Source organism: Streptomyces sp. NPDC107517, from assembly GCF_055582645.1.
Map to the genome: position 1 here is coordinate 1 of NZ_JBVJPM010000006.1, position 13,882 is coordinate 13,882.

At 70.7% G+C, this 13,882-nt stretch carries 12 protein-coding genes and 2 pseudogenes; 2 read left to right on the plus strand and 12 right to left on the minus strand.

Features of this window, described 5'->3' with window-relative positions; translation table 11 throughout:
- Positions 1–536: 536 nt before the first annotated feature.
- Both ACZ67T_RS15900 and ACZ67T_RS15905 read right to left on the minus strand, forming a co-directional pair.
- A pseudogene (locus ACZ67T_RS15900) lies at positions 537–845 on the minus strand (ATP-binding protein); the annotation flags it as partial.
- The gene (locus ACZ67T_RS15905; RefSeq protein ID WP_469985025.1) at positions 788–1,207 is read right to left on the minus strand and encodes a hypothetical protein; all 420 of its coding nucleotides are present in this window, start codon (positions 1,205–1,207) and stop codon (positions 788–790) included. The gene ACZ67T_RS15905 and the pseudogene ACZ67T_RS15900, both read right to left, overlap by 58 nt.
- 573 nt (positions 1,208–1,780) lie before the next feature.
- Here ACZ67T_RS15905 and ACZ67T_RS15910 point away from each other — a divergent pair.
- Positions 1,781–2,578, plus strand: a complete 798-nt coding sequence (locus ACZ67T_RS15910; RefSeq protein ID WP_469984436.1) for a maleylpyruvate isomerase N-terminal domain-containing protein — start codon at positions 1,781–1,783, stop codon at positions 2,576–2,578.
- Between the two features lie 118 nt (positions 2,579–2,696).
- Here ACZ67T_RS15910 and ACZ67T_RS15915 read toward each other — a convergent pair whose 3' ends face one another.
- From ACZ67T_RS15915 to ACZ67T_RS15935, 5 genes and pseudogenes are all read right to left on the minus strand, one after another.
- Positions 2,697–3,038, minus strand: a complete 342-nt coding sequence (locus ACZ67T_RS15915) for a hypothetical protein (RefSeq protein WP_469984437.1) — start codon at positions 3,036–3,038, stop codon at positions 2,697–2,699.
- A 37-nt stretch (positions 3,039–3,075) separates the two neighbouring features.
- Positions 3,076–3,852, minus strand: a complete 777-nt coding sequence (locus tag ACZ67T_RS15920; RefSeq protein WP_469984439.1) for a class I SAM-dependent methyltransferase — start codon at positions 3,850–3,852, stop codon at positions 3,076–3,078.
- A 180-nt stretch (positions 3,853–4,032) separates the two neighbouring features.
- Positions 4,033–4,452: pseudogene (locus ACZ67T_RS15925) on the minus strand (zinc ribbon domain-containing protein); the annotation flags it as partial.
- Positions 4,453–4,886: 434 nt separating this feature from the next.
- Positions 4,887–6,521, minus strand: coding sequence for a thiamine pyrophosphate-binding protein (locus ACZ67T_RS15930; RefSeq protein ID WP_469984441.1), 1,635 nt, complete (start codon positions 6,519–6,521; stop codon positions 4,887–4,889).
- Positions 6,518–7,303: a cyclase family protein gene (locus ACZ67T_RS15935; protein WP_469984443.1), complete on the minus strand. Its 786-nt coding sequence runs from the start codon at positions 7,301–7,303 to the stop codon at positions 6,518–6,520. Before ACZ67T_RS15935 ends, ACZ67T_RS15930 begins: the two co-directional genes overlap by 4 nt.
- 274 nt (positions 7,304–7,577) lie before the next feature.
- Between ACZ67T_RS15935 and ACZ67T_RS15940 the strand changes: the two genes are divergently transcribed.
- Positions 7,578–8,804, plus strand: coding sequence for a hypothetical protein (locus ACZ67T_RS15940; protein WP_469984444.1), 1,227 nt, complete (start codon positions 7,578–7,580; stop codon positions 8,802–8,804).
- A 106-nt stretch (positions 8,805–8,910) separates the two neighbouring features.
- On the opposite strand, the gene ACZ67T_RS15945 is transcribed toward ACZ67T_RS15940, so the two are convergent.
- The 5 genes from ACZ67T_RS15945 to ACZ67T_RS15965 all read right to left on the minus strand — a co-directional run bounded on the left by ACZ67T_RS15945 (position 8,911) and on the right by ACZ67T_RS15965 (position 13,772).
- Positions 8,911–9,546 carry a LysE family transporter gene (locus tag ACZ67T_RS15945; protein WP_469984446.1) on the minus strand — a complete coding sequence of 212 codons (636 nt, stop codon included), beginning with the start codon at positions 9,544–9,546 and terminating at the stop codon, positions 8,911–8,913.
- A gap of 324 nt (positions 9,547–9,870) precedes the next feature.
- The gene (locus ACZ67T_RS15950; protein WP_469984448.1) at positions 9,871–10,467 is read right to left on the minus strand and encodes a GTP-binding protein; all 597 of its coding nucleotides are present in this window, start codon (positions 10,465–10,467) and stop codon (positions 9,871–9,873) included.
- The gene (locus ACZ67T_RS15955; protein WP_469984449.1) at positions 10,448–10,885 is read right to left on the minus strand and encodes a DUF742 domain-containing protein; all 438 of its coding nucleotides are present in this window, start codon (positions 10,883–10,885) and stop codon (positions 10,448–10,450) included. Before ACZ67T_RS15955 ends, ACZ67T_RS15950 begins: the two co-directional genes overlap by 20 nt.
- Positions 10,882–11,346, minus strand: a complete 465-nt coding sequence (locus ACZ67T_RS15960) for a roadblock/LC7 domain-containing protein (protein WP_469984451.1) — start codon at positions 11,344–11,346, stop codon at positions 10,882–10,884. Before ACZ67T_RS15960 ends, ACZ67T_RS15955 begins: the two co-directional genes overlap by 4 nt.
- A complete protein-coding gene (locus ACZ67T_RS15965; protein WP_469984452.1) occupies positions 11,343–13,772 on the minus strand; it encodes a sensor histidine kinase in 2,430 nt (809 codons plus the stop codon). Before ACZ67T_RS15965 ends, ACZ67T_RS15960 begins: the two co-directional genes overlap by 4 nt.
- Between the last annotated feature and the right edge of the window lie 110 nt (positions 13,773–13,882).

The window sequence follows — 13,882 nt, forward strand, 5'->3', positions numbered from 1 at the left end:
TGGTCAGCGAAAAAGTCCGACTCCAGTTCGACATCTCCGCCATCCGCTCCACACCCATCGCATAGCCACACCACCCCGCACGAAAGCCCCCGCTCTCCCACCACGACAGGCGGAAGCACAGGGCCGCCCTTGTGACAGGCCAGGAAGAATCAGAGGCCGCCCCGCCTTCCGAGGCCTCCGCGCCTCCACTGCCTAAGCTCGTCCGCCATCTTGGCGAACTCGGCCCCAGCGAGGCGCTCTTCATCGGGAGCCTCGAAGGTGCTCTCCACGGACGCGGGACCGCTGACACGGCTCCGACGACGAAATCGTCTACCGCATCTTGGCATTCCGGGAATGGCGGGCCGACGGAGTACACATCACGCACCGGGCGGCGTGACGGGCTACAACGAGACACAGCGGCTCGCCGCGGGCGCCTTCACGGTCAGGATCGGGAGCGACCTCACCAGGGCGCCATTCGGGTGCGGATGGCAGTGCGCTGGGCTGGATCGGCTGACGGGCGGCGGAGAGAACAGCACAGACGCTCGGTCGGCCGCGGGTCAGGGTTCTTCCGGGCCCTCCTCGTCGAGTTCGAACCAGACCGTCTTCCCCTCCGGTTCGGGGCGGATGTTCCAGCGGTGGGCCAGCAGGTCGAGGAGGACGAGGCCGCGTCCGGAGGAGGAGAGTTCGCCGGGGGCGCGCCGGTGAGGGACCTCGTCGCTGCGGTCGGTGACCTCCACGCGCAGTCGTCGCCGGCCTTGGGCGGCGCCGCCGATTTCGGCCCGAAGGACAGCGGCGTGATCGGTGTGGATCAGTACGTTCCCGAGGAGTTCGGAGACGAGCAGGAGGACCGTGTCGACCTGCTCCGGGCCACCTGCGCGGCCGGATGAATCGTGCCGAGAGGCAGTCGAAGCGCGTCGACCTCGCCGTCGCGGAAGCCGACCTGGCCCACGCACTTCAGGACTTCGCGGTCGGACCGGAACACCGCCTGACCGCACAACGGCAGGCCGGCGTCTGCCAGCTGGGAGATCAGGGTGAGCGCCTCCCCGAGCGATGCGGCCCGCGCCAGGGCATGCCCCGTCACGAGCAGGTCGGCTCCGCGGTGTCGCGTCCGCTCGGACGCCGTGCCGGATCCGACGGCGGTCGGGCCCGCCAAACGGTTGAGTGTCGCGAGCTGGCGCACCTCGGCGTCGTACTCCTCGGAATCGCCGTGCTCGCGCCCGCCACCCACCTGCGGCACTCCTGTCCACTCGGCGCACTCTGCCTTTTCCCGCTCCACCCATATTCCGTCGATCCGTCCTACCCCGAACGGGTTCACGAATGCGGACGGCGGGGCAGAGGGCCACAGACACCGCTTTGACGACGTTGTCGGGGTTCAGTCGCGGCTGAGGTGAGCCGGCCCTCGAATGCGATCCAAGACGCAGGGAGGGCGAGGCGCCGGTGACATCGCCCTTCTGCTGCTGTCCACCGGGACGGTGGGCCAGCAGCGCTCTCTGCGCATGTGGGACTCGCCAGGTGACCAGCTCACCGTCATCGGTGTCGTCTCCGGCGGCAAGGGCCACGACGAACTCCTCGTCCCCGAGATGATGGGCGTCGGAGGGGCTTCTGCTCGCACGCCGCCATCAAGGCCAGGTCCAGCATGCCCAGTGCATCCGGCAACTCCCATGTGCCAAAGCTTATTTGCACCACTCACACCACCTCGCCGACCAGCTCATCGGCGCCGGCCCGCGCCATGGCCCGCGCCTGTCGCGTCAGCCGTGAAAATCACTGTCCGATTGTCGGAACACGGTGATAAAGAGTCCATGTGACAACGACACTTACGTTCCCCGCTCTGCTGCGACTGATCGACGAACGGTCAACCGCCTTCCGCGCCGCGGTCGCCTCCGCGCCCAGCCTCGACGTACAGGTGCCGACCTGCCCGGAGTGGACGCTGTTCGATCTGGCGCAGCACATCGGCGAGGGGCGCCGTGCCTGGGCCGCCACCGTCGCCGCCGGGCCTGCTCCGGCCAAGTCCGTACCAGAGGGCGCCCTGGCTGCGCCTCGGGAGCGCGAGGACATGCCGGCCTGGTTGGCCGCGTCGACGCAGGAGTTGCTGGACGCACTGCGGGAGGCCGGACCGGATCGCGGTTGCTGGACGTGGTGGGGTGCGTCCCAGTCGCCGCAGACCTGTGGCGCCGTCGCCCGGCACCAACTCCAGCAGATCGCGGTGCACACCTACGACGCCCAGGTCACCGTGGGTGCCCCGGAGCCACTGCCGGACGAGGTGGCTCTCGACGGTGTCGAGGAGTTCCTGTTCACCTGCGTCGCAACGACGAGCGCCTGGCCGCACAAGCCCACTGCCTTCGACTTCCACGCCACCGAGGGCCACTCCTGGCGCCTCACGGTCGACGGCGACGGCGCACGCTCGACCCGTATCTCCGCGCCCGGCACGACGCCTGTCACCGCTGCCGACGAGGACCCGGACGCGGCTGGCGTCTCCGTTCGCGGCACGGCCAGCGAGCTGGTTCTCTTCGTGTACGGCCGTATTCCGGCGGACTCCCTGAAGGTCGACGGCGACCGACGTCTCTTCGACCTGCTTCAGGCCTGGGAGCCGGAGGATTAGAACGTAACGTGACGATGCTCCGCCTCGCGCACCCCGAGGCCATGGCCGAACCAACGGCTACAGCAAGGCCGCCGTTGTTGCCGGGGCCACCACGATGGGCCGATGCGTACGCCCGGCGTCAGGTGAGGTCCTCGTAGCCGGCGATGATGTCGGTCTCGTACTGGTCGATGATCTGTTGAGGGGTACGGCCGGTGTGATGGGCGAGGTCGTTGATGGCGGTGGTGGCCCAGTTCGCCACCGACAGCGCCAGGGCCATCAACTTGTCGTCGCCGTATGACCTTTTGACGCCTAGCAGGAACGCAAGGTTGAGATACGGAACCAGCCGGGGGTCGCCGGCCCGGCCGGTGCCGGCGCGGAGCATCTCGATGGTGGTCTGCGTGGCTTCCTCGTGTTCCGGCAGCAGTCGCTGTCGCTCGACCTGCACGTTGGCGATCATCTGGCGGCGTGCGAGCGGGTCCACCCTGCGCCCCTTTCCGCGGGAGGTGTCGCTGCCGTGGTCATGGGGTGGCACGCAGCAGGACAAGGGATCCGTTGTAGGTCGGGCGGCTGCGCAGGTGGCCGAACGCTTCGTCCCAGGCGCCCGAGCCGAGGGCGCGGCGCAGCGAGGTGTCGAAGTCCTGGCGGGCGCGGTCGTCGACGAAGCTCCAGGCCGAGCAGGCTTGCCGGGCGGCGGGGTCGAGGAGGAGTTCGGGGCGGCCGTAGTACGCCTCATTGAAGCCGTCGGTGCAGTCCAGCGGGATGGGAACGGGCTTGATGGTGGTGGTGCCGCCGAGCGTGGCGTTGAGCCGGTCCAGGGGAGGGTAACGGCGCGCTTCGACCTCCAGGACGTCGGGCGCGTACTCGTAGAGCCAGAAGTCGCGAACGCGGGCAGGGTCGCAGGTCAGGATTACGACGGGGCCGTGGGTGACGCGTCGCATCTCCCGTAGCCCGGCTTCGACGTCGGACCACTGATGGACGCTGAAGAGGGTCATCGCCGCGTCGAACTGCCCGTCGGCGAAGGGGAGGGCTTCGGCGACGGCGTCGATCGCGGTGGCGAGTTGGGCCGGGCGCCGGACGCGCATGGCCAGGGAGGGCTCAACCGCCGTGATCGTGCGCGCCTCGGTTTCATAAGACCCGGTTCCCGCCCCGACATTGAGGACGGTGCGCGCATCGCCGAGGGCCTCAGCGATGACGTGGGCGATGCGCTCGTCAGGGCGGCGGTAGGAGGCGTATCCGGAGCCGATGGTGCCGTAGTCGACGTCGCTGGCGCTGCCGTCGTGGGTGCGCATGACCATGGAGGGACCTCGCCTTGTGGGCCGGGCCGAGGCGTGACACGTCCGCGCCCCGAACAGCAATACCTATCTTGCATCTGCCGCAAGGAATCGCCTAGTGAACTTGCTAATGCTTGGCAGATCGGCCAATAAGCGTGGCATGTGCGCCGCTCGGCTTGGAGGTTGTGTCGGCGAATCGGCCCGTTACGGGCCGTCGTCCTCCTGGTACGAATGGCGCTGGCCGGCCCAGGGGTCGGCGATGTTGTGTTGACTTGCTCCTCGGGCTGCAGCCCGAGGATTCTGGCCTTCTCGATCGTTGCTGTGCCGCTGCGCGGCAAAGGGGTCGGTCGGGAATCCGTGGCTTCCTGGTTCTTCGCGCTGTGCCGGGATCGCTCCTGGTCTTACCGGCGCTCCGCAGGCCGATACCGCCAGCCCGGCGGCCGTCTTCACATTGATCGCGGCGTTGGTGTCCCGGTCGTGGACCGTACCGCAGGCAGCACAGGTCCACTCCCGGACGTTGAGGGGTTTGGGTCCATCCTTGACGCCGCAGGTGGAGCAGGTCTGGGAGGTCGGTTCGAACCGGCCGATCTTGACCAGGGTGCGGCCGTACCGCTCTGCTTTGTGCAATGCGTCGGCGGCGGTGCGTGGCGCACTCCACGAGCGCCACGCAGCACCTCTCCGTATTCACCGGCCGGGTCCGCGAGAGCCGGTGCGGGCCGTCGGCGTGGATGGCACCAGTTCATCAGTGAGCGGTCACAAGACCTACCGGGCGGTGACCCGAAGGATGCGGGATTGCCGAGTGCTGTCCTGGTTGATCACCCAGGTGGGGCGGGTGCGGGTCTGCGGCGGTCGATACGGTCATGGCATGCGCGTCCGGGACGCCCGCCGCGACCGCCTCTCTCAGCCCGCCCGCGAACAAGTCTGCGAGAGCGGCCGAGACTCGGCCGGATCAAGGCTCGCCAACGCCCCCGTGGACACCAACAGGCCTCGCAGCCCACGCCTCACACTCCGGGCCTCTCCTGCACAATCCGACGGAAACAAGGTGCTTTCGCCGTCTCTCAGTGGCCGCGGAAGGCTTCCTCCAGCCACCAGGCCCCGTGTTCGGCGGTGACCTTGGCATCGATGAGCAGGGGTGTGGAACGGGGCCCGGCGACCCAGTTCCGGACGGGTTCGAGGTCGGCGGGAGTGTGGACGGTGACCGCTTCGAAGCCGTAGCCCCGGGCGATGGCGGCGATATCGGTGGGCGGGAACTCGACCGTGTCCAGGGGGAATTGGCCCGGAGAAAAGTGATGGACCTCTGCCCCATACGCGTCGTCGTTGTAGACGACGACCACCATCGGCAGTCCCAGGCGGCGCACTGTGTCCAGTTCTGCGGCGCTCATCAGCGCGCCGCCGTCGCCCAGCGCGGCGACGGGCAGCCGGTCGGGCCGGGCCAGCGCCGCACCGATCGCCGTCGCAAGGCCCAGGCCGATGGACTGGAAGGCCTGGGTGAAGCACAGGCTGTTGTGGTCGGGCACCGACAGGAACATGGACGGGTAGCCCATGAAGTTCCCGGAGTCCACGCCGATCACGCGCTCGACGGGCAGGAGGTCGTCCAGAGCGATGCTCAGAGTGCGCGGGTCGATGCGCTCATGGCTGCTCTCGTCCTCGTAGGACACGTCGCGCCAGCGCACGCGTGCGGCGATGGACTCTCTGACGGTGGGGGTGCGGTAGCCGGTTCGTCGCCCGCCGCTCGCTTCGAGGGCCCTCCGTGCCGTGCGTTCGACGTCGCCGATCACGCCGAGGTGGACAGTGCGGTGCCGGCCCAGGGCGGACGGGTCGTCGTCGATCTGAACGACGGTGGCCTCCGGGCCGATCAGCCTGCCGTGCCGCGTCGTCCACATGTTCAGTGCGCAGCCCCAGCCCACGATCACATCCGCGCCCTTGACGAGTTCCGCGGTCAGGGGCGAGGCGAAGCCTCCGGACACGTCGAGCGACCACGGGTTGTCGTGGAACAGGCCGCGGGCGACGGCAGAGGTGGCCAGCAGCGCGCCGTGCTGCTCGGCGAGCGCGGCCAGGGCGTCGCGGCCGGCCGGCGTCCGTGCTCCCCGTCCGGCGACGAAGACTGGGCGCTCCGCGCGTTCGAGAGTCTGCACCAGCTGGGCGACGGCGTCCGACTCCGGTTCGACCGGGGTCCGTTCGGGAGGCGGCGTGATCGAGGTGCCCTCGGGAACATTCAGGGCCTGGATCTCCAGCGGCAGGTTGAGCAGTACGGTGCGACGCTCGTGCAGGGCTCGCCGCACGGCGGCGCATGCCTGCTCGACCGCGTCCTCGGCCGAGGTCACACGCGCGCTGACGGCACCCACCGAGTGGGCCAGCGCGTCCTGGTCGACGTAGAAGTTCGAGGTGGTCTCGGTGGTCTCCGCCGCCAGAACGAGCAGCGGGGTGCGGCTCTTGGCCGCCTCGGCGATGCCGGTGAGGGCATTGGTCAGCCCGCACCCCTGATGCACCGACAGCGCCGCCACCTTGCCGCTCATGCGGGAATAGGCGTCGGCCATGGTGGCCGCCCCGCCTTCGTGGCGGGCCGCGACGTACCGGGAGCCGGCCGCGACCAAGGCGTTGGTCAGGTGAAAGTTCCCCGAACCGACGACCCCGAAGACGTGGTCGACGCCGGCCGCGGCCAGGGCCCGGCCGACCGCTTCTGCGACCTTCACGCGCGCTCCACCAGTGCGAGCACGCGGGCGGGCGCGCCGGATCCGGTGACGATGGGCAGCGGCCCGGCCAGGACAACGGCGCCGGTCGGCGGCAGCGCGGCGAGGTGCTGCAGCTGGGTCAGGCCGTACTTGCCGCTGCCCATCAGGAAGGAATGGCACGGGAAGGCGGGATCAAAGCCCGATGCCTGGCCCGCGTCGGTGCCCACGGTCTCGACCCCGAGACCGATCACGGGCGCCTCTTCGGCGACCCAGCGGGCGCACTCCGCCGAAAGCCCCGGGGTGTGCGGGCCGTTCTCATCGGCGTTGAGGAACTCCTGCTGAGCATGCGAGCGATCGTCCCATCCTGTGCGCAGCAGCAGCCAGCCCCCGTCGGGCAGCGGCCCGTGCTGTGCTTCCCACGCCTTGACGTGCTCGACGTCGACCAGGAAGTCCGGGTTCGCGGCCGCCTCGGCGGAGAAGTCCAACACGGCTGCCGGGGCGATCAGTTGCTGTGCGGGCACGGATGCCACGTCGGCGAGGCCCTGCCCGGTGACCCAGTGGTTGGGGGCGTCGAAGTGCGTGCCGGTGTGCTCGCCGCTGCGGAAGTTGTTCCAGTACCAGGCGGGTCCCCGGTCGTCGTAGCGGCTGATCTCCTCGAGTTCGAAGACCGCGGTCTGGCCGAACTGGGCGGGCAGCTGGAGCACCGGTGTGGACGACGACAACGGCGCCGTGAGGTCGACGACCTCGATCGCGCCACTGCGCAAGGCGGACGTCAGTGCGGCAAGGACGGAGGGGTGGGACATCATGGCCTCCTGCAGATGGGGGCTGATCCGCGACGATCATAGTGCTGGCACGGGCGTTACAGAGGGCGGCACCGGAGGTGCGAGAGTGTTCAGTGGAGCTTTCTGTTGTCTGTCCCAGGCAGGAAGGGATTCCGGCCGCCACCGACGACTTGGCGGTGGCCGGTCGTCCAGTGGCGGGCGGGCCACGAGCCGTCCTGGCTGGGCGAGGAGATGCGCGCGGCGTCGAAGGACCCTGCTGGAGAGCAGCTCCGGGGGGAGCGAGGAGAGGTGCGATATGGGCGGAGCGCCAGGCATCGGGCGCGGGGGCATGGGCAGGGTGACCGTCGCCGTGCTGACCACTCTCCTCACAGCTGCGGGATGCGCCACGGGCTCCGGCGGCACGGCGGACTCCGGCGGCAAAGGCGCGCCGCCGAAGAGCTCTGCCGACTCCCTCACCTGGGAGTTCGAGCACATCGCGGACTTCAGCGGAAAGGTCACCGATGTCGCCGCCCTCGCCGAGGACGACATCTGGGCGGTGGCGACGGAGAACAACGGTGAGTCCAAGGCCCGTCTCCTGCACTACGACGGTACGCAGTGGAAGCGCGAGCCTCTGCCCGAAGCCCTGGGCACCAGCCTCTACCCGCCCGCCCTCGAAGAGGTCGGTGAGAAGACATTGTGGCTGCGGCCGCGCACCGCTGAAGATGCGTCCACCGTGAACCGCTGGGCACAGTGGGACGGCACCCGCTGGTCGCCGGTGCCGAACCCTCCGCCAGGCGACGCCGGGGACTTCGAGGCCACGGGCCCGGACGACATCTGGATCCTCGACGCCCCCGAGCAGACCGCACAGCACTGGGACGGCACCCGCTGGACCACGACCCGACTGCCCTACGGAACCTCCGACCTGGCGATCGTTGGACCGGCCGACGTCTGGGCGGTCGGCAGCCGCTCAACGGGGCCAGGCACCGAACCGGGCACCGACGAGGGCTACAGCCAGCCCGCCTCGATGCACTGGGACGGTACGTCCTGGACACCGGTGGACACCCCGCAGGCCCACTTCAAGGACCCCGTCCCGCCGGAGCCCAGTGCTGCCCTCAGCCGGGTCTTCGCCCTCGACAGCGGCGAGGTCCGCGCGTACGGCATCAACACCTTCAACCACGGCGAGGTCGACGACGAACCCGCGGACCAGTACCTCCGGCTGCGCTGGGACGGCTCCGAGTGGGTCGAGCAGGAGCCCGCGCCGGGCGGTTGCGGGGTGCGCACGCCGGTCGGTGAAGACGACAAAGGCCTTTTCCTGGACGGTAATTGGTATCTCACCGACGACGGCACATGCGTGAAGATCAAGCGCCACCGTCTCCCCCTGTCCAGCGGCGCCCGCAAAGTGTCGAACCAGTCCCTGTGGCTCGGGGAGATCCACCGGGTGCCCGGCACCGGCGAGTGGCTCGGTGCCGGACACGTCCAGGTCAACCAATCCGGCGACCCCTTCAGCGCCCCCGTCGTCGTAAGACTCAAACGGGGCGGCTGACCTCCTCGGCCATCTGAAGCCGGGCGAGGCTCCGGCGCGGCTCAGCCTCGGGCTTTCACCCAGGGACGCGGTAGGTGATCGCCCGTCAGGGCGGGATCTCGGCGTATCAGATCGATGTGGCCAGGAGGCGGAACGCAAGGACCGTCATCAGCAAGCTTGACGCCAGAGCGGTGACGAGCTGCCCGCGAACGCCGGTCAGGGCTCGGCCGAGCAGTGCACCGCCGCCGGCGAGAAGCAGTTGCCAGCTGGCGGACGCGGCGAAGGCGGCAAGGACGAAGGCGGCCTGCTCCACGTGGCTCGGCGCCGATGAGGCCTGGCCGCCCAGTACCAACGCCACGAAGTAGATCACTGTCAGTGGGTTCATCATCGTGATCCCACAGAGCCCCAGATAGGCGCGGGCCGCGCTGACCGGTACTCCCTCGTCCGCCGGGGCGGGCGCGTGACGTCTGCGGTATTTCCGCACAGCCGCGGCACCGCTCCGGGCCGCCAGCGTGACGAGCACCACCGCCGATACCCAGCGCAGCGGCAGCAGCACCGGCTGGATCGTGTGGGCGAGCGCCGAACCCCCGGCCTCGGCGATCAGGGCGTACAGGCCGTCCGCGGTGGCAACCCCGAGCGCGGCGCAAGCACCGATCTTCAAAGCCGTCCGTGCTGTGAGGGCCACCAGATATGTCCCGACAGCCCCCACCGGCATGGCGATGCCATAACCGGCAAGGAGCCCCGCGACCACCGCGGCGATCACGATCGCACGAGAATCGGCCTCCACGGTCGGCCGGGCTGCTGCTGAACGCGCCCGCGTCGAAGGGAGGGAGCCGGCGGCAGAGAGGCAGTGATTGCGGTCATGAACAGATGGTGCGAGTCGCGCCGCCGCCCGTGCAACTCAATTCGCCGTCCGCCGGCCCCACCCGAGAACCTTCGGCCGCGTGGGTCTTCCCGCCGCCTCCGACGCCGGTCAGGATCTTCAGCCGCGTCTCGGACCGAAGCTGCCCCCACGGCCGCGCCTTGCCGTGCATCGGCTGCCCCTCGGGATACCCGGCGCACCTGGGCAAGCACCTTGCGCAGGTGGTCAGTCGGTGACCGACTCCAGCGCCAGGACGTGCTCGACCAGGGAGATCAGGACCTCCTTGCCGGACTCCCGGTCACGCACGTCGCACAGGATGACCGGGGTGTCGGCGGTGAGGTCGAGGGCGCGCGCCACCGCTCCCTGGCTGTGCGTTCGGATGCCGTCGAAGCAGTTCACGGCGACGATGAAGGGAATGCCGCGGCTCTCGAAGTAGTCGATGGCGGGGAAGCAGTCCGCGAGACGCCGGGTGTCGGCGAGGACGACCGCGCCCAGGCAGCCCGTGGCCAGCTCGTCCCAGACGAACCAGAAGCGGTCCTGGCCCGGAGTCCCGAAGAGGTAGAGGGCCAGGGTGTCGCGCAGGGTGATACGGCCGAAGTCCATGGCGACCGTCGTCGTGGACTTCGTGGCCACGCCCTCCAGGCTGTCCACCGGACGTGAGGCCTCGGTCAGGGGTTCCTCGGTGTGCAGCGGGCGGATCTCACTGACCGACTCCACCAGCGTGGTCTTCCCCACGCCGAAGCCGCCGGCGATCAGGAGCTTGAGAGCGGTGAAGTCGGCGGGCGCCGCGTGCGCGGCGCGGTCAGAGTGCACGGAGGCCATTGATCACTTCTCGCAGGAGGTGGGCGGGGGGAGATTCTTTCCCGGCGGCGGTGGACTCGGGCGGGGTGATGCGGATCAGCCCCTGGGCGGTGAGATCGCCGAGCAGGACGCGTACGACGCCGAGCGGCAGACCCGAGTCCGACGCCAAGTCCGCTACGGGGCACGGCCCTTGAGCGCACTGCGCCAGCAAGCGGCGCTGCTCGGGCGGGATCGGGCCGCGCGGTGTTGCGGACGTGGCGCGGACGATCGCCATCAGGTCGAGGCGTTCCGCTCCGTTGTCCGTACGCGCGCGGCCCGCGGTCATCGCGTAGAGGCGGACCAGAGGGCCGGCCTCGTCGTCGTAGCGGTCGGTCCAGGGGTCGCGGTCCCGGTCGGACACGCCGGGCGTCGGCCGGCGGCCGGGTGGCAGGTCGGTCACGGCGTCCCGCCGTCCGGCGTCGGGGCGCCGTCCGTCCGCACGGGTACGGCGAGGTGCTCCCGCACGCGCTCGACCAGCAGGGCCATCTCGTACGCCACGAGGCCGATATCGGCGTGCCCGTCGGTGAACACCGCGATGCAGGACCCGTCGCCCGCGGCGACCACGAAGAGGAAACCGCCGTGCAGCTCGACCATCGTCTGGACGACGCCGCCCGCGTCGAAGTGACGGCCCGCGCCCTTGGCGAGGGAGTGGAAGCCGGAGGCGATGGCGGCGAACCGCTCGGAGTCGTCACGGCCCAGGCCGCGGGAGGCGCCGACGCACAGGCCGTCGGTGGACAGCATGACCACGGACCGGACCTCCCCGACCCGGTGGACCAGGTCGTCGAGGAGCCAGTCGACACCGCCCGTGCCATGGTCGTCGGCGTGGTCACCCAGGTTCGTGACGTTGAAGGTCGGGGTCATCGGTTTTGGGATCCTTCTTCGGTCGCGTGGCGGGGGTGGGGCGCGGCATGCGGGGTGCCGGACGGGCCGGAGGGTGTGCCCGGCTCGCCCTGAGCCGCGGACGCGCGGCGCCGGCCGGAGCGCAGGGACGCCATCGTGGCGCGCGCGGCCTCCGGGGACCGGGCGGCCGGGCCCTGGGCCGGACGTGAAGCAGCGCCCGCGTTCTCGTCACCGCGCAGTTCGGGGGCGAGGCTGGCCTGGCGCACGCGGCGCGGCAGACCGTCCTCGAAGTCATGGCTCGAGGCGGCTTCCGTGGTGGGGGCGGGCGAGGGCGGCGCCGGCCGGGGGGCCGCGTGACGGGCGTGAGTGGGCTCTTGGCGGGGCGTGGTGCGAACGAGCGGCGGCTCGGGCTCACCCTCGGTTCGGGCCATCGGTTCCTGTTCGGGGCGCTGCTGTGCCGGCACGGGAACGGCGACCGGAGCAGGGGCCGGTACGTGACCGGACTCCAGCGCCGGCTGCTCCGGCAGGGGCCGCAGGCCCGGGTGCGGTGCCTCGAGGAGCTGCTGCGGAAGGAAGACGACGGCGGTGACGCCGCCGTAGACCGAGCGGCGCAGGGTGACGTCCACCTGCTGGCGCTCGGCGAGGCGGTTGACCACGAACAGGCCGAGGCGACGCGAGTCGAGGAGGTCGATGTCCGCGGCCCGGATCTTCTCGTTGGCCGCGGCGAGCGCCTCGTCGCCCATACCGAGGCCGCGGTCCTCGATCTCCAGGACGGCACCGGCCCCGACCTCTTCTCCGCGCACCACCACGGGGGTGTGCGGCGGCGAGAACGCGGCGGCGTTCTCGGTGAGTTCGGCGATCAGGTGGATCAGGTCGGCCACCGCCGTGCCGGCCAGACTCAGGTCGGGGATGTCGTGCAGCTGGACGCGGTCGATGTCTGCCGTCTCCGCGATGCCCGCGCGTACGGCGTCGATCAGCGGGACGGGGTTGCGCCAGGCACGGCCGGGTGCGGAGCCGGACAGGATGAGCAGGGACTCGGCGTGGCGGCGCATCCTGGTCGTCAAGTGGTCGAGACGGAACAGGTCTTCCAGGTCCGTGGGGTTCTCGGTACGGCGTTCCATCGCGTCGAGGAGCTCCAGCTGGCGGTGGAGCAGCACCTGGCTGCGGCGGGCGAGGCTGACGTACACGCCGGAGACTCCGGTGAGGACGGCGGCGCGTCCCGCGACGGCCCGCAGGGCGGCCCGCTGCACGGTGGTCAGCGCGGCGCCGACCTGGCCGATCTCGTCCCGGATGGGGGTGCGGGCGAGCGGGGCCTCGGCTTCGAGGTCGAGTTCGTCGCCACTGTGGATGCGGCGGATCGCGTCCGGCAGCCGGGTGGCGGCGAGTTCCAGGGCGGAGTTCCGCAGTCCGGTGAGGTCGTCGACGAGGCCGCGCCCGATGCGTACGGAGAGCAGCAGTGAGACGACCACACCGAGCAGGCCTAGGGCCACAGCGAGGCCGGAGCTGCCCAGGGTCGCAAGGGAGTACGGCTCCGTGTCGGCGCCCGTGTCGATGGCGGCCCGCTCCGCCGTGGCGAGCCCGGCCAGGGTGTGTCCCACGTCGGAGTGCCAGTCCCCTGCCGAGACGGCGGAGACGGCCCCTCGCTGACCGGCGTCGAGGACGGCGTCCTGAGCGGTGGTGAGTTCGGTGGCGCTGCGGGACGCGAGGACGGCGCGGTAGCGGGCGGCGCCCTCGGCCCGAAGGTCGGGCACCGCGGCCTTGGTGAGCCCGCGCTGCTGGGCGACGTCGCCGATGAACACTCGGTACTGGGCGGCTGACATGGTGCCGCGCGCCTGCGCGGCTCCGAGCACGGCGTCCTGGCGGCTCAACGCCTCACGGGCACGGGCCAGTTCGAGGACGGTGCGGGTGTGGGAGGCGCGGTCGGGGCGGTCGGCGCCCGCGAGCCCCGCGCGCACCGCGAAGGCCCGGTCGACGGCCGTGCCGTAGCCGGAGAACACGGCGGCGGAGTCGTGGTGCGTCCCGCGCTGCTCGGGGAGGGACCCCGCGCTCTTCAGCAGAGCGCTGATCCGGTCGGGCAGCTGGGCGTCGAGGGCGGCGAGATCGGTGCTGCTGGAGCGGATGCCCGCGCGCAGGGCCGTGACGGCCCTGTCCGTGCGGGACCGCGCGGCGTCGAAGTCGTGGCGGGCGGACGGGCCGGAAGCGGCCCGGTACTTCAGGGCGGCGGCACGCTCGTCCTGGACCGCGGTGGTGAAGTCCGCGACCGGCTTCACCAGGGCCGAGTTGATCTGCCGCAACTGCTCGGTGGACGAGACCTGCGACGCGGTGGTGACGGCGGCGTGCCCCCACAGGGCCATCAGGGAGAGGACCGGCACCGTCAGCAGGGTGACGACCTTCGCTCGGATCGACTTGGGACGCCACCGTTCGGGCAGCGGAAAGCGTGCGGGCATGACAGGGATCTCCTTGGCGGTGCAGGAGTGTTGAGGGCGCGCGCAGTGGCGTTCGGCCCGGGGAACGGCGGCGGCGAAGGCGGGACGCGCGCCGTGGTGGAAGGCTGCTC